This is a genomic window from Maribacter sp. TH_r10 (genome assembly GCF_033101095.1).
Lineage (GTDB): Bacteria > Bacteroidota > Bacteroidia > Flavobacteriales > Flavobacteriaceae > Maribacter_A > Maribacter_A luteus.
Genome location: NZ_JAWMPY010000001.1, coordinates 1153372 through 1178453 on the forward strand (window position 1 = coordinate 1153372; position 25082 = coordinate 1178453).

Annotated in this window: 18 protein-coding genes; 17 read left to right on the plus strand and 1 reads right to left on the minus strand. The window is 39.7% G+C overall.

All coding sequences use genetic code 11. The features are described 5' to 3' along the window. From uxaC to R3X28_RS04795, 6 genes are all read left to right on the plus strand, one after another. Entirely contained in the window at positions 1–1407 is a 1407-nt protein-coding gene (gene uxaC, locus R3X28_RS04770) for a glucuronate isomerase (protein ID WP_317662824.1), read from the plus strand. Between the two features lie 24 nt (positions 1408–1431). Continuing rightward, the gene (locus R3X28_RS04775) at positions 1432–2472 is read left to right on the plus strand and encodes a sugar kinase (RefSeq protein ID WP_154362724.1); all 1041 of its coding nucleotides are present in this window, start codon (positions 1432–1434) and stop codon (positions 2470–2472) included. Between the two features lie 18 nt (positions 2473–2490). Continuing rightward, complete coding sequence (locus tag R3X28_RS04780; protein ID WP_154362722.1) at positions 2491–3159, plus strand: bifunctional 4-hydroxy-2-oxoglutarate aldolase/2-dehydro-3-deoxy-phosphogluconate aldolase; 669 nt, start codon at positions 2491–2493, stop codon at positions 3157–3159. 77 nt (positions 3160–3236) lie between these two features. Then, positions 3237–4538: an MFS transporter gene (locus R3X28_RS04785; protein ID WP_154362720.1), complete on the plus strand. Its 1302-nt coding sequence runs from the start codon at positions 3237–3239 to the stop codon at positions 4536–4538. 33 nt (positions 4539–4571) lie between these two features. Beyond that, on the plus strand, positions 4572–6014 hold the full coding sequence (locus R3X28_RS04790) for a tagaturonate reductase (protein ID WP_317662830.1): 1443 nt from the start codon (positions 4572–4574) through the stop codon (positions 6012–6014). A 10-nt stretch (positions 6015–6024) separates the two neighbouring features. Beyond that, on the plus strand, positions 6025–7638 hold the full coding sequence (locus R3X28_RS04795; protein ID WP_317662832.1) for an altronate dehydratase family protein: 1614 nt from the start codon (positions 6025–6027) through the stop codon (positions 7636–7638). On the opposite strand, the gene R3X28_RS04800 is transcribed toward R3X28_RS04795, so the two are convergent. Next, positions 7633–8661 (minus strand): LacI family DNA-binding transcriptional regulator, encoded by a 1029-nt coding sequence (locus R3X28_RS04800; protein ID WP_317662833.1) that lies wholly within the window; start codon positions 8659–8661, stop codon positions 7633–7635. The genes R3X28_RS04795 and R3X28_RS04800 overlap by 6 nt on opposite strands. Positions 8662–8953: 292 nt before the next feature. On the opposite strand from R3X28_RS04800, the gene R3X28_RS04805 reads away from it, so the two are divergent. The 11 genes from R3X28_RS04805 (at position 8954) to R3X28_RS04855 (ending at position 25073) form a co-directional block, all read left to right on the plus strand. Further along, on the plus strand, positions 8954–10393 hold the full coding sequence (locus tag R3X28_RS04805; RefSeq protein ID WP_154362712.1) for a glycoside hydrolase family 28 protein: 1440 nt from the start codon (positions 8954–8956) through the stop codon (positions 10391–10393). A 30-nt stretch (positions 10394–10423) separates the two neighbouring features. After that, positions 10424–13585 carry a TonB-dependent receptor gene (locus R3X28_RS04810; protein WP_317662835.1) on the plus strand — a complete coding sequence of 1054 codons (3162 nt, stop codon included), beginning with the start codon at positions 10424–10426 and terminating at the stop codon, positions 13583–13585. 10 nt (positions 13586–13595) lie between these two features. Beyond that, complete coding sequence (locus tag R3X28_RS04815) at positions 13596–15212, plus strand: RagB/SusD family nutrient uptake outer membrane protein (RefSeq protein WP_154362708.1); 1617 nt, start codon at positions 13596–13598, stop codon at positions 15210–15212. Positions 15213–15370: 158 nt separating this feature from the next. Next, positions 15371–16360: a DUF4861 family protein gene (locus R3X28_RS04820; protein ID WP_317662838.1), complete on the plus strand. Its 990-nt coding sequence runs from the start codon at positions 15371–15373 to the stop codon at positions 16358–16360. A gap of 61 nt (positions 16361–16421) precedes the next feature. Continuing rightward, the gene (locus tag R3X28_RS04825; RefSeq protein ID WP_317662840.1) at positions 16422–16811 is read left to right on the plus strand and encodes a cupin domain-containing protein; all 390 of its coding nucleotides are present in this window, start codon (positions 16422–16424) and stop codon (positions 16809–16811) included. Positions 16812–16836: 25 nt separating this feature from the next. Then, complete coding sequence (locus tag R3X28_RS04830) at positions 16837–18057, plus strand: glycoside hydrolase family 105 protein (protein ID WP_154362702.1); 1221 nt, start codon at positions 16837–16839, stop codon at positions 18055–18057. Positions 18058–18084: 27 nt separating this feature from the next. Then, positions 18085–19311 (plus strand): glycoside hydrolase family 88 protein, encoded by a 1227-nt coding sequence (locus tag R3X28_RS04835; protein ID WP_317662844.1) that lies wholly within the window; start codon positions 18085–18087, stop codon positions 19309–19311. 11 nt (positions 19312–19322) lie between these two features. Beyond that, the gene (locus R3X28_RS04840; RefSeq protein ID WP_154362698.1) at positions 19323–20732 is read left to right on the plus strand and encodes a Gfo/Idh/MocA family protein; all 1410 of its coding nucleotides are present in this window, start codon (positions 19323–19325) and stop codon (positions 20730–20732) included. A gap of 32 nt (positions 20733–20764) precedes the next feature. Further along, positions 20765–21808: a Gfo/Idh/MocA family oxidoreductase gene (locus tag R3X28_RS04845; protein WP_317662846.1), complete on the plus strand. Its 1044-nt coding sequence runs from the start codon at positions 20765–20767 to the stop codon at positions 21806–21808. Further along, complete coding sequence (locus R3X28_RS04850; protein ID WP_317662848.1) at positions 21805–23418, plus strand: DUF5060 domain-containing protein; 1614 nt, start codon at positions 21805–21807, stop codon at positions 23416–23418. The genes R3X28_RS04845 and R3X28_RS04850 overlap by 4 nt, the downstream gene beginning before the upstream one ends. Before the next feature lie 2 nt (positions 23419–23420). Then, the gene (locus R3X28_RS04855; protein WP_317662850.1) at positions 23421–25073 is read left to right on the plus strand and encodes a glycoside hydrolase 43 family protein; all 1653 of its coding nucleotides are present in this window, start codon (positions 23421–23423) and stop codon (positions 25071–25073) included. The last annotated feature ends 9 nt before the right edge of the window (positions 25074–25082 follow it).

A 25082-nucleotide genomic window follows, 5' to 3' on the forward strand; every position in this document is an offset into this window, starting at 1 on the left:
ATGGCTTCAATAAAGACGTTTATAAACGACGATTTTCTGTTAGAAAATAAATACGCACAGGAACTTTATCATACCTATGCCAAGGATCAACCTATAATAGACTACCACAACCACCTGCCGCCTAACGAGATTTCAGATGACAGGGTTTTCGGTAATATGACCAAAGTATGGATCAATGGCGATCACTATAAGTGGCGGGCCATGCGTACATTGGGTATAAAGGAAAAATTCATTACAGGTGATGGGTCCGATAAGGAAAAATTCATGCATTGGGCCAAAACCGTGCCTTATACCATGCGTAACCCACTATATCATTGGACACATTTGGAATTGGCCAGATATTTTGACATCTATGATCTTCTAAATGAAAATTCCGCTGAGAAAATATATGCAGAAACAGCTGAGAAATTAGGCTCCCAGGCATATAGCTGTCAAAACCTCTTGAGAAAGGCCAACGTTGAGGTCGTTTGTACGACCGAGGACCCCACGGATAGCTTGGAACACCATCAGGCAATAGCTAAAAAAGACTTGGATTTTAAAGTGAGTACGGCTTTTAGGCCTGATAAGGCCATTTTTATTTCCCACGATGGGTATAACGATTACATAGATGCTTTGGCCAAAGCTTCTGGCCAAGAGATCAATACCTATGGTGAATTGTGCGAGGCACTGGAAAATAGAATAGCCTATTTCGATAAAAACGGTTGTAAGCTTTGTGATCACGGATTGGATAAAATGTATTTTGAGTCATATACCGAGTCTGAAATATTGGCGATTTTCGCCAAGAAAAGAAGTGGTAAGGAACTTACGGGTGAAGAGACCTCAAAATTTCAAAGTGCTATTTTATTGTTCCTGTCAGAAACCTACCATAATTACGGGTGGGTACAACAATTCCACTTAGGGGCATTAAGGAACAACAATGCACGTATGCATAGGTTACTTGGCCCTGATACCGGTTGGGATTCCATCGGGGATTTTCCCCAGGCCGAAAAGTTATCCGCTTTCTTGAATACATTGGATAGTAAGGATAAATTGGTTAAGACCATCATTTACAACCTGAATCCGGCCGATAATGAGGTTATGGCTAGTATGATCGGTAATTTCAACGATGGAAGTATAAAGGGTAAAGTGCAGTTTGGGTCCGGTTGGTGGTTTTTGGATCAAAAAGACGGGATGACCAAGCAAATGAACGCTCTTTCGAATATGGGATTGATAAGCTGTTTTATAGGAATGCTTACAGATTCCCGTAGTTTCCTTTCATTTCCTAGGCATGAGTATTTTAGACGTGTTTTATGCAATCTTTTTGGTGCCGAGATCCAAAATGGGCAATTGCCAAATGATATGGAATGGGTAGGGAAGATTATTCAGGATATCTCATATCACAATGCAAAAGAATATTTCAATTTTTAAAAAATCATAATCCAACTAAACAGTATGAAAAAAGTAGTAACATTCGGTGAAATCATGCTTCGATTGTCCCCTCCGGGATTTTTAAGGTTCTCACAAACCAATAGTTTTGATGTAGTATATGGTGGGGGTGAGTCTAACGTTGCCGTTTCTTTGGCGAATTACGGAGTGCCTGTTGATTTTGTTACACGCCTTCCTAAAAATGACATCGGGGAGTGTGCTCTTATGGAGATGAGAAAAAGAGGAGTGAATACACAGAACATTGTTTTTGGTGGTGATCGTTTAGGGATTTATTTTTTAGAAACCGGTGCGGTAAGCCGAGGTAGTAAGGTGGTTTATGACCGTGCACACTCGGCCATTTGTGAGATCAAACCGGGAATGATCGATTGGGAAAAAGTATTTGATGGTGCCGGTTGGTTTCATTGGACAGGTATAACCCCGGCAATTTCCCAAGGTGCTGCGGATGTTTGTCTTGAAGCTGTTAAAGTGGCCAGTGAAATGGGAATCACTATATCTACAGATTTGAATTATAGGGCCAAATTATGGAATTACGGTGGTGATCGTGAGGCCATCATGACCGAACTTACTTCCTATTGTGATATTATTTTAGGTAATGAGGAAGATGCCGAAAAGCATTTTGGAATTCATCCGGAAGGTTTGGATGTGCATAAAGACGGTCATGATGTAAAGGCAGAGGCTTTTCTTTCTGTTTGTGAACAAATGATGAAAAAATTCCCCAAAGCAAAAAAAGTAATCACTACTTTAAGAGGGTCAATATCGGCATCCCATAACACTTGGGCAGGTGTTCTCTACGATGGTAAGAAAATGTATGAGACCCGCCAATACCAAATAACCGATATCGTGGACCGCGTCGGTGGTGGGGATTCTTTTATGGGAGGATTGATCTACGGTCTTTTACAATATCCTGATGACGATCAAAATGCGTTGGACTTTGCCGTAGCGGCTTCTTGTTTAAAGCATACTATAAAAGGTGATGCGAATTTAGTAACTGTGGATGAAGTTGAAAAATTAATGGGAGGTGATGCCTCAGGTAGGGTAGCACGTTAATAAAAGAAAACAAACATTATGGCACAATACTCAAGATTACATGTTGCAAAAGTGATGGAAGAAACAGGGATGATTCCTTTGTTTTACCATTCCGATATCGAATTGGGAAAAAAAGTACTAAAGGCCTGTTATGACGGGGGAGCCCGTTTAATGGAGTTTACGGCAAGGGGCGATTTCGCTTTCGAGGTATTTTCAGAATTGAACAAATACGCTATTAAGGAATTACCAGGAATGATCATGGGAGTTGGTTCCATTACCGACGCTGGTGCGGCCAGTATGTTTATGCAGATGGGGGCCAATTTTATAGTAACACCTTCATTAAGGGAAGATATTGCTATCGCTTGTAATAGAAGAAAAGTACTTTGGTCTCCTGGATGTGGGTCATTGACCGAAATTAACCGCGCAGAAGAACTTGGCTGTGAGATCATTAAGTTATTTCCTGGTTCTACTTATGGTCCAGGCTTCGTAAAAGCGATTAAAGGGCCACAACCATGGACAAGCATTATGCCTACTGGAGGGGTTAGTACAGAGGAAAGTAACCTTAAAGGTTGGTTCGGAGCCGGAGTAACATGTGTGGGAATGGGGTCGCAATTGATTTCTAAAGAAATATTGGAAACCAAAAATTATCAACTACTAACGGCTAATGTGAAAGCTGCCCTAGATTTAATTAAGGATTTGAGAAAGTAGAATAAGGATTTAATATTTTGCAAAAGAATGTTTTAAAAAGTAGTTCAATAATAAAGATAAAACCAAACAGGAAAGAAATGAAAGACAACCCTCAAAAAATAGGAACCTATCGCTATAGGATTTTAGCGCTGTTGATGTTCGCAACGACCATTAACTACTTTGATAGGAGTATTATCGGTGTAATGGCGCCTACCCTGGAAAAAATGTTTCACTGGACCAACAGTGATTATGCGAACATAATGATTTCATTTAAGGTGGCTTATGCTGTTGGGTTGCTTTCGATGGGAGGTTTGATCGATCGTTTGGGCACCAAAAAGGGATACACATTATCTATCGCTATTTGGAGTATATTCGGAATGTTGCATGCCTTGGTACGTCCGGGTTTCAGCGTGATCGGATTCGCCGCTGCCCGTTTTGGTTTAGGATTTGGTGAAGCTGGGAACTTTCCGGCAGCCATTAAAACAACTGCGGAGTGGTTCCCTAAAAAAGACAGGGCTTTTGCTACCGGGCTTTTTAATGCTGCAACAAGTATTGGTGCTATAGCCGCTCCTTTTGTTATCGGTTGGATCGTTCACGAAAATGGACAAAACTGGCAGGTTCCATTTTTACTTACAGGTGCCCTAAGTGCCATTTGGGTAGGATTATGGCTGAAAATGTATAAGAAACCGGAAGTTCATCCTAAGGTTTCCAAAGAGGAGCTAGCTTATATTCAGAGCGATTCCGTTGCAGAAAACAATGAGAAATTACCTTGGAAAAGTGTTCTGGGAAAACGTCAGACATGGGCATTTGGCTTGGCTAAATTAACCGATGCCGTATGGTGGTTTTATCTTTTCTGGGGAGCCAAATTCTTAGCTGCCACTTTTGATGTGAATATTAAAAATATTGCGTTACCGTTCTTCGTAATCTATATTTTGGCTGATGGTGGTAGTATTTTTGGAGGATATCTTTCCGGGGCGTTCATGAGAAAAGGATGGACCGTTAATAAGGCTAGAAAGATTACACTACTTATATGTGCCTTGATTATCCTTCCCGTGAGTTTTGTCGCGATTACGGAAAGTAAGTGGATAGCTATATTTTTAATTGGTCTTGGTGCGGCAGGGCATCAAGCTTGGTCGGCCAATATTTTCACCCTGGTTTCTGATGTATTTCCAAAAAAAGCGACAGCTTCGGTTGTCGGTATTGGGGGTATGATAGGTGCTGTCGCCGGCATCGTTGCTGATAAGGCCTTGGGGTCGGTATTGGATCAGGCCGGTAATACCGGGTACTTTTGGGCATTTTTGATTGCTGGTTCCAGTTATTTGATCCTATTAGGTTTTGTGCACTTGTTAATGCCCAAAATGAGGCCGTTGGATGAAAATTTAAATCTTATTAAGGAATAATATTTTTTGGTGTAAGAGTTTAATAAAAAGTAAATGATAGTATTAAATAGGGCAAATCTTGGTTTAGAAGAAAAGCACCCTATCAAAATTGTTCAGTTTGGTGAGGGAAATTTTCTAAGGGCTTTTGTGGATTATGCTGTTCAGAAATTGAATCAAGAAGTGGACTTCGATGCAGGTATAGCTGTAGTTCAACCTATTGATAGGGGAATGGTAACCATGCTGAATGATCAAGATGGTCTTTATACCCTTTTTACAAAAGGAATCAAGGATGGCCGGGAAGTTGAGAAAAAAGAACTTATTACGAATATTGTAAAAGGGATAGATCCATATACCCATTTTCAAGATTTTTTGGATTTGGCCAAAGAGGAGCAACTTCAATTTATAATATCGAACACTACTGAAGCAGGTATAGCATATGTAGCATCGGATGCTAGGGATATGACACCTCCAAGTTCGTATCCTGCCAAACTTACTGTGTTACTGCATGAGCGTTATCAGTATTTTAATGGGGCAGAAGAGAAAGGGCTTACTATTATCCCATGTGAGTTGATCAACTTTAATTCGGATACTTTAAAAAAGATCATACTCGATTATATTGATCTATGGAAGCTTGGGGAAGGTTTTAAAAATTGGGTTTTAAATGCCTGTACCTTTCACAATACTTTGGTAGACCGTATTGTGCCAGGTTATCCTCGAGATCAAATAGAAGCTTATAACGCTCAATTGGATTATGAGGATAAGTTACTCGTGAGTGCTGAAACTTTCTTTTTGTGGGTTATTGAAGGTGATGAAAGGTTAAAAGAAAAATTGCCTTTTCATAAAACGGACCTAGATGTCAAAATTGTAAAGGATATGCAGCCTTTCAGAACCCGTAAGGTGCGCATATTAAATGGTGCACATACGGCAATGGTACCTTTCTCAATATTGTACGGTAACCAGACCGTAAAGGAAAGTGTTGATGAAAAATTCACCGGACCATTCATTCAATCAGTGGTATTCGATGAAATTATACCAACATTGGATATGGACAAGAAAGAATTGGAAGCTTTTGCAGAGGCGGTATTCGATCGTTTTAGAAATCCGTTTATAAAGCATCAGTTGTCAAGTATAGCTTTGAATTCCATTTCAAAATTCAAAGTAAGGGTACTGCCAAGTTTATTGGAGTTTGTAAAGAGAAAGAACAGCTTGCCTGTGCATTTGGTTTTTGCCTTTGCATGTCTGATCCGTTTTTATAAAGGGAATTTCGAGGGCAAGGAATTACCTGTCAATGATGACCCTGAAATCGTTGCCGAAATGAAAGGTATTTGGCAGTCTGGAAATTATAATACCATTGCGGAAAAAGTATTGTCTAAAGCTGAATACTGGGGAGAGGATCTTACACAGGTTAATGATTTGAAAAATCATATTGCAAAAGCATTGCAACTTATCGATGAGAATGGCATAAAAGAAAGTTTTATTGCATTTAAGAACATGTAAATAATCATTTATGCGAAAGTTGATCAAGGTTCAGAATGAAGATAATGTAGCAGTCGCTCTTGTTGATTTAAAGCAAGGGGAGAAATTACGTTTTGAGGGTGATGAGCTTGTAATTTTAGAAAATACCAAAGCCAAGCACAAAATTTCCTTGGTCGAACTACAACCTAATGATAACATCTACATGTACGGCGTCCTAGTAGGTAGGGCAGTCACCCATATAGATAAGGGAGGATTGTTGACGGTTGGGAATGTCAAACACCAAACCAACCCTGTAAAGGAAAAGACTACTAGCGTTTCGTGGACGGCACCATCTATTGAAAAATGGAAGGATAGGACTTTTATGGGGTATCATCGGCCCGATGGGCAGGTGGGTACCGAGAATGTTTGGTTGTTTTTTCCGTTGGTGTTTTGTGAAAACAGGAATATCGAGGTCCTAAAAGATATTTTTGAGAAAGAACTTTCAATAAGTAAAGTCAGTAAGCAACAACAGTTGTTGCGAGACCTTATTCGCGGTAATACCGCTGATGTTCCTGTATATGAAGGTGGGCAAAAAGCTATTAATCTGGAAAACATCAAGATCAAGTTCATTACCCATCAAGGAGGATGTGGTGGAATCCGTCAAGATTCGGAGACTTTGGCCAAATTATTGGCAGGTTATGTGAAGAACCCGAATGTAGCCGGGGCAACGGTATTGAGTTTAGGGTGTCAAAACCTTCAGGTCGATATCTTTAAAAAAGCATTGTCTAGTATTGATCCTGATTTAGAAAAGCCCGTACTTATTTATGAACAGCAACAAATGGGAACTGTTGACCATATGTTGAATACGATTATAAAGGAGTCTTTCGAGGCCATAAAAACGGCAAATGGAATAGAACGAAGACCTGCTCCCCTTTCTAAATTGAAGATGGGATTGGAGTGTGGTGGTTCTGATGGATTTTCGGGCATATCCGCCAATCCGGCATTGGGCTATGCCTCCGATATTTTGGCGGCATTGGGGGGCTCTCCCATACTTTCCGAATTTCCCGAATTGTGCGGGGTTGAGCAAGAACTGGTGAATCGATGTGTAAACGAAGCGGACGGCCAACGATTTATGCAATTGATGCATGATTATGAAAAATCGGTGGTGAATGCGGGGTCTGGTTTTGATATGAATCCGTCTCCCGGAAATATAAAAGATGGTCTCATTACCGATGCGATGAAATCTGCGGGAGCAGCGAAGAAAGGGGGTACTTCTCCTGTAGAAGCGGTTTTGGATTATACGGAATATGTTACTAAACCAGGTCTTAATTTACTATGTACTCCGGGTAATGATGTTGAAAGTACTACCGGCTTAGTTGGTTCAGGAGCTAATATCGTTTTGTTTACTACCGGTCTGGGAACACCAACTGGCAACCCGATAGCCCCTGTGTTGAAAATTGCTTCAAATAGCACTTTGGCAGAACGTATGCCCGATATTATCGATATAGATACAGGAGGGGTAATTAGTGGGGAAAAATCAATTTCCGAAATGGGAGAAGAGATTTTGGAGTATGTCATTAAAGTGGCAAGTGGCGAAATCGTGTCAAAGGCCGATTCTTTGGGCCAGGATGATTTTATCCCATGGAAAAGAGGGGTTTCCTTATAAATCAGAATCTAATTTCATCGATGATTTACGTATTTTGAGGCTAGGGGTTAACACTACTTGCTTTTCAATCTTTATATCATCCTCATTAATTTGTTCCAAGAAGACTTTTGCCGCTGTTCTGCCCATTAGCAAGGGAGATTGATCAACAGAACTTATCGTTAATTCCATGAATTGGGTAAACGGGTCATTACTGAAACCTACTACACAAAAGTCTTCGGGAATACGTACATTGATAGATTTTAAATGTTGAATCGCCCCTAAGGCGCAAGGGTCACTTGCCGAGAAGATAGCATCTGGCGGATTCGCAAGCTCCATTAGCTTTTTGGTCGCTTCCTTACCAGCTTCAATGTCACTTTCAATGGTTACTACATGGTTCATGTTGAATTTGATTCCTCCATCTTTCAAAGCCTGTTTATAGCCTTGAATTCTATTTTCATATATTTCCAAGGATCGGTCAACGGTAAAATGAGCGATTTTCTTGCAACCTTGGTCAATTAAATGTTTGGTCGCTTCGTATGCTCCTTGGTAGTCATCCAATGTTACCGAACTTGCTCCTTTAACATTGATTTTACGATCGTAGAATATAAGCGGAATGTTTTTTTTCAATATTTGGTTAAAATGATCCGTATTCTTTGTTTCTCGGGATACGGATATGAGAATCCCGTCTACCTGAGCATTTAAAAGGTTTTGAATAACATCTGCTTCCTTTTTCTCATCCTCATGGGTTTGACAAATAATAACATTATATCCCATAGGATTCAATTCTTCCTCGATGCCATGTATGACATTGGAAAAAAAAGTTCGGTTTATATAGGGTAATACTACTCCAACATTCTTGCTCTTTCCACTTTTTAGGGCCATAGCCAACCTGTTGGGCTTGTAATTTAACTCCGCAGCAGTCTCCAATACCATCCTTTTGGTATCGTCACTTATCCTAGGATTGTTGTTTAGTGCTCTGGATACCGTTGCGGCAGTAATATTCAATGCTTTGGCGATATCGTATATGGTGGTTTTCTTACTCATTTATTTTTTGGTCAAAGAAAGGCATAATACAGTTAAAATAAATCAAAAATGTGTTATCGATTACAATATAAGTATTTGTTGTATAAATGTACGGTATTTATTGAATAAATAGTGTTTAGCAATGGGTTGTATTTCATTTAGGACAACTTTGAATCATTAAATAAAGAATATATAGGGTGTTATTTTGTTAAAAACACATTTTTACATCCAAATATTTTGTTAAATGCCAAATTATTTCTTAGTATTGTGCAATCGATTGCACGTAGTGCAATAATTTTTTAGAATAAATTCTATGTCACAAAATACATTCTATAAGTTGCATTGGGTTAAGGGTTTGGTTTTGTTAGGTATTGTTTTGTTTGTCGTTTCGTGTAGGCAAAATGAAAGTCGAACATCGGATCCATGGAAGCAAATGGCCCAGATAGTTGATTCCATAACACTACCTGTTTTTAAGGGCGATACCCTTAGTATTCTAGATTTTGGAGCTGTTGCTGACGGGGTTTATGACAATACGGATGCTTTCAAAAAAGTAATGGGTGCTTGCTCCGAAGCGGGTGGTGGCATAGTGTTGGTCCCAAAAGGAAAATTTTTGACAGGACCCATACATTTAGAAGATAATGTCAATTTGCACTTGGAAGCAGGATCTGAAATATTATTCAGTAAAAATTTGGATGACTATTACCCTCTTGTCCATACGTCTTATGAAGGTACTGAACTAATGAATTTCTCACCATTGATTTACGCTTACGAAAAAAAGAACATCGCCATCACTGGTAAAGGGGTGTTAAATGGTCAAGCAGGTAATGATTTTTGGTGGCCATGGTGTGGAAAAGATAGTTATGGTTGGCAAGAAGGCGATCCAAAACAGCATTCTTCCTTAAAAAAATTAAAGGAGGAAATGTCAGAGGTCGATGTTCCTGTGAATCAAAGGATATTTGGAAAAGGTGAATTTCTTAGGCCATCGTTCATTGAGCCTTTTTCTTGTGAGAATGTACTTGTACAAGGGGTAAAGATAATTAATGCCCCTTTCTGGGTTATACACCCTATCAAATCTATTAATGTTACGATTGACGGAGTTGTTGTTGAGAGCCATGGTCCAAACAATGATGGTTGTGACCCGGAATATTCGAAAAATGTCTTGATAAAAAATGCTGTCTTCAATACGGGGGATGATTGTATTGCCATTAAATCTGGAAGAAATGAGGATGGAAGAAGAGTGGGTATAGTCAGTGAGAATATCATAGTACAAAACTGTAGAATGATAGATGGCCATGGAGGTGTGGTCATGGGCAGTGAGATCTCGGCAGGGGTAAGAAACATCTTTGTAGAGGATTGTATAATGGACAGTCCGAATTTAGATAGGGCCATCAGGATCAAGACCAACACCAAAAGAGGGGGCTTTGTCGAGGATGTTTATGTGCGAAACATCAAAGTAGGGGAAGTAAAGGAGGCTGTTCTGAAAATCAATCTTTTCTATGGAATATATGGAGCTCAAGAAGGGGATTTCATACCTAGGATCCAAAATATAAATCTTGAGAATATAACTGTTGAAGATGGCGGGGAGTATGGTGTTTTGGCTAAGGGATATAAAGAGGTGCCGATTAAGGACATAACATTGAAGAATGTTACGATCAAAAAAGTGGACTCGGCATACTCAGTTGAAAACGTAACTAATTTAAACTTTATCAATACAATAATCAATGGAAAATTAATGAAAACTCTTAGTGACTAACTTAAAGATTAACTTAACTAATTAACAATTATGAAAATTAACTTATCAAAAGGAAAATCCTTTAAATGGATTTCTGCAAGTGCCCTTTTTCTTTTTCTACTGGTCGTAGGGAATGTACAGGCGCAACAGGGGGAAAAGGTTAGCGGTTTAATAACCGAAGCCGGAACACAAGGCCCGCTTCCAGGGGTTAATATCGTGGAAAAGGGTACTACTAATGGTACTCAAACAGATTTTGATGGTAATTATTCAATTACCTTAACAACGGACAATGCTGTATTGGTATTGAGTTATCTGGGTTATTCGACCCAAGAGGTCAGCGTTGACGGAAGAACCCAGGTGAGCGTAACCTTACAGGAAGATACCCAGGCCCTTGAAGAAGTGGTTGTTGTAGGGTACGGTACACAAAAAAAGTCCGACCTTACTGGTGCAATTACTTCGGTTGGTACCGAGGCTCTTACCGAGCGAAATACTACAAGTCCTTTAGAAGCTATCCAAGGTAATGTGGCCGGGGTTCAAATATCATCCTCTACGGGTCGTATCGGAGATGGTTTCGACATTGTGATCAGGGGTAAGAATTCTACAACAGGGGATTCAGAACCCTTATATGTAGTTGATGGCGTGCCAACGGATGGTATCGACTTTTTAAACCCTCAGGATATTGCCCAAATAGATATTTTGAAAGATGCTTCTTCTACGGCTATTTACGGTTCAAGAGGTACAAATGGAGTGGTTATAGTAACTACAAAAAGTGGTACTTCTGCGAAAGGAGGGATTAATATTTCCTTTGATTCATATTTAGGGGTTAAGGAAACGGCCCGTTTACCTAAAATGATGGGTGGTGAGAAATGGTGGTATTACCACCAATCTGCTTATTTGGCAACAACTGCTAGTGATCCTATGACCATATCACCCGAACTGTTACAGGAGAAAGTCGTTGGAACTGCCAATTCAGTTTTAAAACAACGTGCGGACAATGGTCAGGTATTTGACTGGTACGATGCGGTTTTAAAGACTGGGATCCAGCAGAATAACTATTTGAATATTTCTGGAAGGGCCGATAACGGACTTTCTTATAATATTGGTTTTGGACTTCAAAATGAAACAGGAAACATTGAAAATGAGGAGTTGGACAAGTATACCTTTAAAGTAGGGGTTAATCATCGAATCAGTGATAAATTTTCTACTGGTATCAATTTGACAATGGCACATACCATTCAAAATGACGGAAGTGATTTGGCTATGCGTGAGGCATTTAGATTAAACCCGTTCTTAACCCCTTACGCCATTGATGACAATGGAAATGAAACCAACGAGCTTTTTCCACAGCCGGGTAAATTGGTGTTTCCAACCAGTGGAGATTATGCCATTAATAAAACAAGTACTTATAACCCGCTATTGGAAATCGAGAACTCAACCGATGAGTATAGAAGGTGGAACGGTATAGGTAACGTGTTTTTTCAATACAGTCCTTTGGAATGGTTGAGCTTTAAGACTACGTATTCCGCAGGTTTGAATACAGAACGTAGGGGTAGGGCATGGGGAGCCATGACCAATACAGGTATTGGTAACGATAATTTGCCATCTTCTGAATTGACAAAAGAAGAAAGCTTCAATTATAGTTGGGATAATCAATTCAATATCGATTATACCTTTAATGAAAAGCACAATGTTAAGTTATTGGGACTTCAGAGTTTATATTCCGATCGTTACGAAAGTTCATTTTCGAGCTCAAGAAAACAACCTTTTGATACTGGTTTTTATAATTTGGGTTCTGGGGAACAAAGCACGTTCAACCTCAATTCAGATTTTGTAAAGCAAACCTTGAGTTCTTATGCTGTTAGGTTAAACTATTCCTATGATAATAAGTATTTGTTGACCCTATCCAATAGATGGGATGGCTCTTCGTTGCTCTCTGAAAGTAAGAGATGGGATTCTTTCCCATCGGCCGCTGTAGCCTGGAGAATCAGCGAGGAATCTTTTATGAAAGAACAAGGAACAGTTTCCAATTTAAAGTTGAGGGCCAGTTTCGGTTATACCGGGAACAATAACATAGATGCTTATAAAACAAAGAACATTTTGGATCAATCTACTTATTATGATTTTGGAGGTAGTGCCGCAAACGGTTTTTTACCTTCTTCATTAGCTAATGCCTATTTAGGTTGGGAACGAACTAGGGAATTGAATGTAGGTGTTGATTTCGGCTTCTTGAGAAATAGGATATCGGGTAGTGTGGATGTTTATGATAGATTGTCAAAAGATTTATTGGAAGATCTAGCGTTGCCTTTGGAAACGGGATATTCCGTGATTACTTCGAATACGGGGTCAGTGAGTAATAAGGGGGTGGAAGTTGCCCTTAGAACACTCAATGTTGATACAGAGAATATTTCTTGGGAAACATCATTTACGTTCACCAAGAATACCAATACTTTAGAATCCTTTCAAGGTCAAGATGAATCAGGTTTGGTTTTCGCAACCGACGAATCAAGGGTTTGGAGAATCATCGGGGAGTCATTGGATGCCCAGTATAATTATAAATTCGATGGTATATGGCAGGCCGATGAAGTTGCCCAGGCCGAGTCTTACGGTCAAGGCGAAGGTCAAGCGAAAGTCGTTGATTTCAATGGGGACGGTGTAATTAGTCCAGGGGAAGGTAAACTAGGAATAGATAATGATCGCGTGGTTTTAGGTTCATCAGATCCTAAATGGTCGGGTAGTGTATTTACGAGACTACGTGTAGGTAATTTTGATGTTTCAGCTTCGGCAATTACCAATCAAGGTGTTTTTGTCTATAGTGAGTTCCACCAAAATTTCACTGATGTTCGGGATAGGGGACGTCAAAAATTAGACATAGCGGACTGGTACATTCCTGCAAATGGAGCAGATATTCCAGCGCAGTACTCGAATAGTTATCCGCAAGCTAGGAATGCTGGTCAGTACTGGAGGAATGATCAAGTAGGGTATTATAGGGATGCTTCCTTTGTTAAGGTCAAGAATATCGCCCTAGGCTATACTTTTGAGAAGAACACCTTGGATAGATTGGGATTAAAATCAATAAGGATTTATGCTAATGTCCTAAATCCATTTGTATTTACGGATTATGATGGTTACGATCCAGAATGGGCTTCTGCAGGTTACGAAATAGGTAGGGTCAGTTCAATCACATACCAATTAGGGCTAAGTGTAAAACTTTAAAAAAAAAACGATGAAAAAAATAATAACCATTTTAGGATTTTTAGGATTGATCCTTACCTCTTGTAGCGATTATCTGGAAGAGGAAAACCTAGCAAATGCAACGGCAGAGACTTTTTATTTGACAGAATCGGGCTTTGAAAGTTTGGTCAATGCCAATTATGCCCAACTTAGGGAAATTTATGGGGAGGAAGCTTTCATGTTTTGTTCCGGTACCGATCTCTATGCTCCAGGTAGGACCGAAGAACCACCTGGGTTAAGTCAATACACCCAGTTAAACGCTTCATCTGAAGGTGTTGATCACATTTATAGAACGGCATATAAAGCCATTCAAACTGCCAATACCGCTTTGTATTATTCGGAACAGACCGAACAGACTACAAATTTAGCGGCCCGGATCGGTGAAATCAAGTATTTAAGGGCAAATGCCTATTTCTTATTGGTTCAGACCTATGGTGGGGTTGGTATAGTAACGGATTTTATAGATAGTCCCGTTTTGGAATTTGACAGGAGTTCGGCAGAAGAGGTTTATGATTTGATTATTACCGATTTGACCGAAGCCTTAGGTTCGGTCTCCTCTGGAGATTTTAGCGGAAGGGTGAACCAAAGGGCCGTTCAACACTTACTGGCTAAAGTATATTTGACTAAAGGATATGAATCATTTGGATCTTCCACGGATTTTTCCACTGCGGCAGATTATGCTGATGATGCTATTAACGGGCAAGCATTGAATTTGACCTTCGAGGAACTTTGGACACCAAAGAATGACAAGAATGAAGAAGTGATATTCTCCGTGCAGTATGATGGGTCATCAATAAGCACTGATCCCACAGTTTTGGGTAATCGCCAAGCATCTTATTTTGGACCTTATTTAGGAGGTTCCGAAGTGGCAGGTGATGCACCATTTAGAACGTATAACCTTTGTCCAACTGATTTTGCCTTAAGCTTGTACACCGAAGATGATACCCGCTGGGAAGCCACTTTTATGAATGAGGTGTTTGAGAGGTATTTCGACTATTACGATGAAGGTCCAGACAGCGGTTTGCCCATTACCGATTTTTATGAACCACAATGGTTCACAACAGCTGACAGCTTGGCTTACGTTACAACCCATGCTTTAACTCAGGATTTCGAATATCATTCCTATGGTACGCATTCCGCACAAGTGGTAAGTTTGGATTATGAAACTATCCCAGTTAAGAAATTCGATGATCCAGAAGCACAATTCGGTGAAGAAACAAGCACTCGGGATATTATTCTCTCAAGACTTGGGGATACTTACTTAATAGCTGCGGAAGCCTATTTGCAAGCATCAGATCCAACAACTGCTTTGAACAGGCTCAATGTTGTCAGGCAACGTGCAGGTGTCGCTCCAGCGGAAATCGGTGATTTGGATATTGATTATATTTTGGATGAAAGAGCTCGTGAACTTCTAGGGGAATATCATAGATGGTTTGATCTAAAACGTACTGGAAAATTAGTGGAAAGGGCTTCACTTCATCATTATTTGATTCAAGAAGGCAATTTTGCAGGAGCCGGAGGGGAACTTAAGATTTTAAGGCCAATTCCCCAAAAGGCCTTGGATTTAAATTTAAATAAAGATTTTGCTCAAAATCCCGCTTATAATTAGAATTATCGTTTGAGTTAGTTTAATTCAGGGATTTGGTGAAAGTGATTTTATCAGATCCCTTATTTAACTTAAATAGGAGCATACCTTAAAGACCTGTTCTATTTGTCAATTTCGGATTCATAGTGCATATGTGTCCAGATTAAAAAATATTCAATAGCATGAAAAAAACAGCACTTCTTTTATTTCTATTTTTAATGATATTATTTGCTTGTAAGGAAGAGCCTAAAACCAAGGTTCTTTCAAAGGAAACTACCCAAAATAAAATGGGAGCAAAAACCTATGCAGAGATATCCATTAAAGAGGGTGGTCAATGGGAAGGGAAAAAATATGTTGGTGAGGCCTTTACGTTCAAAAATGTTGATTACCTGAAAGCACCGGACAGTCTTACGGATCATTCATACTATGTTCGTTATGAAGGTCCTGGATGGGAAAGTAATAAGGTTGGGTACCGTTTGTACTTGGATTGGAGAAATGCCATTGATATTTTCGGAAAAAAGGTTGATACCATGGTGCTATCCAAAGTAGGTTTGGATAATTATGATTCGTATCATGAGGACAGTGAGTGGGGGCAAGATATCCTTAAGGCCGGTAAATCCTTGGGTATAGGGTCGTATGGTCTTTTTGATGGGGATAATAATGTGGCCCATTTCAATAAGGTAGATTCCACTACGGCTAGGATAATGAATACGGAAGAAGGATCCGGTGTTGTTGTCGATTATTACGGATGGACCGTTATGGATAACACCATGGACCTAAAAGCGGAACTTTTCATTGAACCTGATTCACGAATGACGAAGGCTACTTTAACCCCTTCAAAGAGTACTTTGGGTCTTAGTACCGGAATCGTAAAGTTTGAAGATATAGACCTTGTCAAAAAGGAAAGTAAAAATGGGAAATGGGGCTATATAGCTACATATGGCGAACAGACCTTGGTTCCCGATCAATTGGGAATGGCCATTTTTTATAAAGTCGATGATGTTGAAAAAATATCCGATTCCGAGTTTGACCATTTGGTGGTTTTTAATCCTACTAACGAACCGATTACCTATTATTTTGCCGCGGCATGGGAAAAGGAAAAGGACGGTTTGAAAAATAAAACCGAATTTTTCACTTATCTAGATGAATCGTTGACCTTACTAAGCCAATAAAACATTTATGACACATACTAAGCACTTTTTTATTACGATTAACCATTCTTTTACATGCTTCATGTTTGTATTCTTATTGATACAGACATTAACAGCCCAAGAAAAAGTGTTCACTATCGAGAATTGTGTGAACACTTTTGATTTGGACAAAAAACACACGACTGAAGTCGGTTACCAATATTGGTTCGCCGATAAGGATTTTTTGGATGGCAGAACGTTGAAAATGAGTGTTGTTGAACCTAATAAGGCAACACATGCGCCACACAAACACCTAGAGGATGAGTTTTTTTTCATTTTGGAAGGATCGGCGGAGTTTTTTCTAGATGGAAAAACGGTTACCGTTCCACCGTATACGAGCTTATACTGTCCTCCGAATATAATGCATGGGATACGAAATGTTGGTGATACGCAATTAAAGTATTTAGTCATTAAAAAATATAACAGGGATTAGAATGAATGCTTTTAGCCATAAGTTTATGAAGGTTGGATTTGAAATCGTCGGATTGGTTCTGTTCTTATTGTTGTCTTTTGGCTGTAAGCAATCAGTTAAGGCACCCAATGAGCAGGAACCTTTGAATCCTATGGTCATTTCAGATAGTTTGCCGTGGTCTGAACGTATGGCACTTTCGGTAATAAAACGTCATCCAGAGGCATGGCAGACAGAAAATGATTCGGTTGTAAAATGGAATTACAAGATAGGACTACTATGTACATCATTCGAAGAGCTCTTGAAGAAAACCGGAAATATAAAATACAGTGATTATGTGGAGGCGTATTCCCAAAAAGTCATTGATAGTTCTGGTCAAATCCTGAATTACCGGTTGAAGGATTATAATATAGACATGATCAATTCGGGTAAAATGCTTTTTTACCTTTATGATAAAACGAATGACGAGCGTTATCTACATGCCTTAACGACCCTTAGACAACAATTAAAGGGACATCCCCGGACAAAATCTGGTGGATTTTGGCACAAAAAGATATATCCCAATCAGATGTGGTTGGATGGGTTGTATATGGGAGCCCCATTTTACGCGGCTTATAACACTCGTTTTGAGAATGCCGATAAAATTGATGACATCGTTAAACAATTCAGGTTGGTGTACCAAAATACCTATGACCAAGAAACCGGTTTGCTCTACCATGCGTGGGACGAAAGTAAACAAATGGAATGGGCGGATAAACTAACGGGTAAATCCCCAGGTTTTTGGTCAAGATCAATGGGTTGGTACATGATGGCCATGGTAGATGTACTTGATTTTATTCCTGAGGAACATCCAGGACGCGATGAAATCATAGGTTATTTAAATAAGCTATCGGGGGCTTTGGCCAAGCATCAGCATAATACGGGTCTTTGGTACCAAGTTACCGACCTACCAAATAAAGAAGGTAATTATTTGGAGGCCTCTGCTTCATGTATGTTCGTTTATGCATTTGCGAAAGGGCATACAAAGGGTTATCTCCCTGAAAAGTATTATTCCTTGGCCCAGAAAGCATTTAATGGCATTGTTGGTGAATTGGTGAAAATAGAAGAAGATGGTGAAATTCATTTGACCCAAATTTGCGGTAGTGCAGGCCTGGGAGGTAATCCATATCGTGACGGCTCTTTTGAATACTACGTTGGTGAGACGATAAAGACTGATAATCTGCATGGTACCGGCCCTTTCATTTTAGCAGCACTCTCACTAGACCAATAATATTTTAGACAAAAAACACACATCTAAATGAACAAAATTTATCTTCCAATCGTTATTCTTCTCTTCTTCTTTTGCAACTGCAAGGAAGCTTCAAAAAGTAAGGATTCAAAAAACACATCCGTGGAAATGTCGGTCCCGACCAATCTAAAATGGTCAGAACGTATGGCTCTTTCGGAAATACATCGTTTTCCGGATCCAACCCTACTCGATTTCCAAGAGAAATCAAGATGGAGCTATACTAACGGTTTGGTCCTACAGGCCATGTCAAGGGTATATACTCAGACAAAGAACGAAAAACTATATGACTATATCTATGATTATGGTAATCGTATGATCAATAGTGATGGTAGTATAAAAACCTATAAATTAAGTAATTACAATTTAGATATGATCAAGTCCGGGGATGTCACTTTCTACTTGTATCAAAAAACCAAAGAACCGAGATTTAAAGCGGCGATGGATTCCCTACATCTTCAGTTAGAAGGTCAGCCAACTAATTCGGAAGGTGGTTATTGGCATAAAAAACGCTATCCTTATCAAATGTGGTTAGACGGTGTTTTTATGGCGGAACCATTTCATGCGAACTATGCGATGGAGTTTATGGACGGATCTGAAGCCGAAAAAGTTTTGGATAAAATAGTATTGCAGTTCGATCTTATTGAGAAATATAATAAAGACCTTAAAACGGGACTGTATTACCACGGATGGGATGAAAGTAAAGCGCAGAGATGGGCAGATAAGGAAACCGGACTTTCAGAAAATTTTTGGTCACGGGGTATGGGTTGGTACGGTATGGCATTGGTAGATGTCTTGGATTACCTTCCAGAGAACCATCCTGGCCGGGATCGTATTATTGGGTATTTAAATGGGTATGCTGAGGCCATTGTAAAGTATCAGGATAAGACAGGTGCTTGGTATCAAGTACTTGATATGCCCGAAAAAGAAGGAAATTATTTAGAGGCAACGGGTACCTCTATGTTTACCTATACCTTGGCAAAAGCCGCCAATAAGGGGTATATCCCTCCAAAATATCTCGAGTATGCCAAGAAAGGTTTTGAGGGCATTATAGAGCAATTTATCACCATTGAGGACAATGGGGTCATTAACCTGAATAAATGTTGCGGTGTGGCTGGTTTAGGTGGAGATCCGTACAGGGACGGTAGCTTTGACTACTATATTAATGAGATCATTCGTTCGAACGACCCCAAGGGTACCGGTCCATTTATATTCGCAGCATTGGAACTTGATAAATAAAATATAGCCACATGAGAAATTCTAGAAGAAAATTTTTGACATCAATAAGCATGTTGGCAGCAGCCAGTGCTTTTCCAGTTCAATCTTTTGGTTTTGGAGAATCAAGGAAACTTAAGGTCGTACTTGTTGGGACCGGTATCCGTGGCACGAGTTTTTGGGGTAAAAGATTGGTGGATGAGTATTCCGATATCTTGGAGTTTGTAGGTTTAAGTGATGTGAATTCGGGTAGATTGAACTATGCTAAGAAATATATTGGCGTTACATGTCCCTTGTTCACCAATTTTGATGAAATGCTGAAGAAGACCAAACCGGATTTGGTTATCGTGACCACGGTTGATGCCACCCATCATGAGTTCATTATCAAGGGATTGGAAAATGGTTGTGATGTATTAACGGAAAAACCACTTACAACCGATGCGGACAAGGCCCAAAAAATACTGGATGCAGAAAGAAAATCAGGAAAAAACCTAATCGTCGGGTTCAATTATCGATGGAGTCCATATAATACCAAAATCAAGGAGCTATTGATGAACAATACGATTGGGGATATAACGTCGGTTGATTTTCATTGGTATTTGAACACCTATCATGGGGCTTCTTATTTTCGGAGATGGCATGGCTTAAAGGATAAAGGAGGTTCCCTATGGGTACATAAGGCCACGCACCACTTTGATCTTCTGAACTGGTGGTTGAATGCAGACCCAAGTGAGGTATTCGCATATGGTAATTTGGAACATTATGGTTCAAATGGACCATTTAAGGGTGCAAGTTGTAGAACCTGTGAGCACAAGGCAAATTGTGAGTATTATTTCGATATCACCAAGAACCAAAGATTAATGGATCTATATGTGGCCAACGAAAACCACGATGGTTATATTAGGGATAATTGTTTGTTTAGGGACGAAATAGATATTTATGATAAAATGTCGGCACAGATCAAATATGCCAATGATGTTACCGTAAATTATTCATTAACCACCTATTCACCTTTTGAAGGTTGGAGGATAGCCTTTAACGGAACAAAAGGTAGGATTGAAGCATCCTTGGATATACCCTATAACATAAATACCAACGTTGACCAAGCAGAAATGCATGCCAAGGAAATGGAGCAAAATGCCGTGGAAGAGGCGATGTCAGAAAACATAATCGTACATAAACTTTGGAATGATTTTGACACTATAACGGTTTCTACTGAGAAAGGTGGCCATGGAGGAGGGGATAAACGTTTGCATGATAAAATATTCAAAACCCCGGAAACAGAAGATCCTTATGCCAGATCAGCAGGGATCAGGGATGGTATCATGTCCATACTTATCGGAATTGGTGCGCGAAATAGTATTGAGACGGGGAATCCGATCAAAATAGGGGAACTAACCGATTTGGTTCCTCAGGCCAAGAGAATAAAAAGTATCAAAAAATAAGGATCACTTTTAGCTAATAATAAAACCAATTTATGAAACCTATAAAAACAGCAATATGCTCCTTTGGTATTAGTGGTTCGGTTTTTCATGCCCCGTTTATTTCCGTAAATCCAAATTTTGAGTTGTATGGGGTTTGGGAGCGGACCAAAAACAATGCACGGAAAAGATACCCCGACATTAAGACTTTTAGAAGTTTGGAAGAATTATTGGCAGATGACAACATAGAATTGGTTGTTGTGAATACCCCTAGTGTTACCCATTATGATTATGCCAAAAAGGTGATAACATCAGGGAAGCATCTCATCGTGGAAAAACCTTTTACGGCCACATCATCCCAAGCGAGGGAATTGATCGGGTTAGCCAAAAAGGAGGGTGTTAAACTATCCGTTTATCATAATAGAAGATATGACAGCGACTGTAAAACGGTCGAAAAGGTGCTAAAGGATGGTTTGCTGGGAAAAGTTGTGGATGCGGAAATCCGTTATGACCGTTTTGATCCGGAACTGAGTTATAAAACACACAAAGAAATACCTACCGAGGGTGTAGGGAGCTTGTACGACTTGGGTTCCCACTTAATTGATCAAGCCATTCATTTGTTTGGGGTGCCAAAGGCAGTATTTGCTGACTTGGATTCGTTACGCCCTAATTCAAGGGTAGTAGATTATTTTGATGTTAAACTGTTCTACGCTTCGCATAGGGTAACCTTAAAGTCGAGTTATTATGTGAAAGAGGCATTACCGGGAATTGTCATTCACGGTACCAAGGGGTCGTTTATAAAACCCAAGGGCGACGTTCAAGAAGCAGAGTTACAAGCCGGTAAAATACCGGGTACAAAGGATTGGGGCCTTGAGCCTAAAAGTCAAGAAGGACTATTGCATACTGAAATTGAAGGGGCGATTGTTAAGAAAAAGATTCCGACACTGGGCGGTGATTATATGGAATATTATAAAGGAATATACGAGGCAATTCGAAACAATAAACCGTTAAACATCACGGCAACAGAGGCTATGCATGTAATTATGGTTATTGAGGCTGCCCAGAAAAGCAATATAGAAAAGAAAACAATTGATTTATGAAAATTTCCAAAATACTGATTGCCGGTCTGCTGTTTGTCCTAAGTGAAACAGCTGTTTTTTCACAGGAAAAGGTTGAACAATGGAACCGTTTTGAGATTGGTTTAAACCATCGTATACAAGGTAATGGGTTTACTGATGTAGAACTTAGGGCCAAGTTCTATAATGCCGACACCACGTTTTTAATAAATGGTTTTTACGATGGGGATAATACGTACAAGATTCGTTTTATGCCTCAAGAAATTGGTAGGTGGAACTATACGATTACTAGTAATATCAAGGAATTCGACAATAAGAAAGGATATATTGAATGTGTAAGGGCCACAGGTGAAAACCACGGTATAGTAAGGGTTGCCGATACGTATCATTTCAAATATGCCGATGGCAAGCAGTATTACCCTTTCGGTACCACGGCCTATGCATGGATCCACATGGGAGAGGAACTTCAAGAAATAACACTTGAGACTTTAAAAAAATCAGGCTTTAATAAAGTAAGGATGTGTGTGTTTCCAAAGAGTTACAAATTGGTGCATGAAGAACCACTTCGTTATCCATTTAAGATAAAGAAAATGACACAGGACGAAGAGGGTAATAAAGTTTTTTTATGGGATTTTGAACGTTTTGACCCGGAGTTCTTTCAGCATTTGGAAAAAAGAATCGACGAATTGTCCGCACAGGGAATACAGGCCGATCTGATCCTATTCCATCCCTATGACAAAGGACGTTGGGGTTTTGATTCAATGTCAGAAAAAATGGATGTTCGATATCTGGAATATATTACGACCCGTTTGGCTTCCTTTAAAAATGTATGGTGGTCGATTGCGAATGAATGGAAATTCCTAAAATCAAAGTCTGTTGCCGATTGGGATGCCCTAATAGAAACAGTGGGTAAGAACGACCCATACGGTCACTTGTGTTCTATTCATGGTCCTACGTCGGTATATTATGATTATACAAAACCAGGGTTGACCCATGTCAGTATTCAGGATGAGGCCCCGGTCCTCAACTCCTATTCCACGGCAACTTTAAGGAATATCTATAAGAAACCTATTGTGTTGGATGAAGTGGGTTATGAAGGTAATTTATCGCAACGGTGGGGAAGGTTGAGCCCAGAGAAAATGACAAATATGGTTTGGAACGGAGTTATCTCAGGGGGTTACGTAACCCATGGGGAGACCTACATGTATGGTGGCGAAAAGGATACTATTTTTTGGGCAGATGGAGGTTCTTTAAAAGGAAGTAGCTGGAAACGGATTTCGTTTTTACGAAATATTTTGGAAGACGCTCCAGGGCCCTTGATCATGTCCGATATCAGTCGGGATCTAAAAACATCATCAGCAGGTAAGGGATATTATCTGGTCTACTTCGGGGAAGAAATGAACGAGTCCTGGATATTCTCCCTTCCTATAAAAAATGGGGATAAAAAACGATTACAACCCGGTGCCAAATTCAAGGTAGACATTATTGATGCTTGGGATATGACCATTACAGCAGATCCACAGATTTTTGAGACCAGGAAAGTAGACGGGTATCGTGTTTTTGATAAGGATATGAAAGAAGTTCGTTTACCCTTAAAACCCTATATAGCTCTAAGAATTACTGAGACGGATTAATTATGGTACGTAGAAGTAAAAGTGCATTGGTGCCATATGGGATTTTTGTTACAAAGAATTGTTTTTTATTCCTTATGGCCCCAATATGGCTCTTAGGACAAACCCAACAGTCTATATCGGAAGTATGGCAATCCGATCAAGGTGATGGTACGTATGTCAACCCGATTTTGCATGCTGATTATTCCGACCCAGATGTAGTTCGGGTAGGGGAGGATTATTATATGACTGCATCTTCCTTCAATTGTATCCCGGGATTACCTATTCTTCATTCGAAAGATCTTGTCAACTGGCAGTTGGTAAACCATGCTTTGCCAAAACAAGTGCCTTTGGATGTTTTTGATATGCCGCAGCATGGTAATGGGGTATGGGCACCTTGTATTCGATTTCATGAAGGCATGTATTATATATTTTATCCAGATCCGGATTTTGGTATTTACATGATCAAGACAAATGATCCCAATACCAATTGGTCAGAACCCCAATTGATAAAAAGTGGAAAAGGGTTGATTGATCCTGCTCCCTTATGGGATGAAGACGGAAAAGCATATTTAGCTTATGCCTTCGCAGGAAGCAGGGCGGGAATAAAGAGCATGCTGATGGTTTGTGCCATGTCACCTGATGCTACCAGAACTGTGGAAAATGATGTTTTGGTGTTTGATGGTCATGAAAAACAACCCACGATCGAAGGTCCTAAATTTTATAAAAGAAATGGATACTATTATCTTTTTGCACCGGCAGGAGGTGTTTCTACTGGTTGGCAATTGGTATTGCGGTCAAAAAATGTCTTAGGGCCCTATGAAGAAAAAATTGTGATGGAGCAAGGTGCAACACCTATAAACGGCCCACATCAAGGTGCTTGGGTCGATACGATTACGGGTGAGGATTGGTTTATCCATTTTCAGGATAAAGGGGCTTATGGCCGTGTTGTTCATTTACAACCAATGAAATGGAAAAACGATTGGCCCATTATCGGTAAGGATCAGGGCAATGGTATTGGTGTGCCTGTATTGGGGTATAAAAAACCCAATGTAGGTAAAATGTATCCTAAAGTAACCCCTCCGGATTCAGATGGGTTTGATACAACTTCACTCGAATTGCAATGGCAATGGCATGCAAACCCGAAGTTGTATTGGGGATTTCCGACCTCCAACGGATATTTTAGACTGTTTTGCCAAGCAATTCCTGAAGGGGTAACTAATTTATGGGATGTTCCGAATTTGTTATTACAAAAATGGCCCTCCGAAACATTCACAGCAACAACAAAGGTAGCTTTCCGCGCTCATGAAGATGGTGAGAAAGCAGGCTTTTTGATAATGGGAAGATCTTATGCTTACCTCGAAGTTAAACAGGAGAAAGATGAATTGTATGTCTCTCAGGTAATCTGTGATAATGCCGATTTGAAAGGTATTGAAACAGTGGGAAAATCCTATAAGGTAAAGTCCAATGAACTGTATTTAAGAATAGTGGTCAATAAAGGGGGAAAGTGTCTATTTAGTTTTAGTGAGGACGGTAAAACTTTTAAAAATGTTGGGGAAGGATTCGTAGCCCGGGAAGGGAAGTGGATCGGAGCCAAGATCGGGTATTTTGCCCAAAGGAAAGGTATAACCAATAATGCGGGGTATTTAGATATTGATTGGATTCGTTTTACGCCCTGATTAAATTTT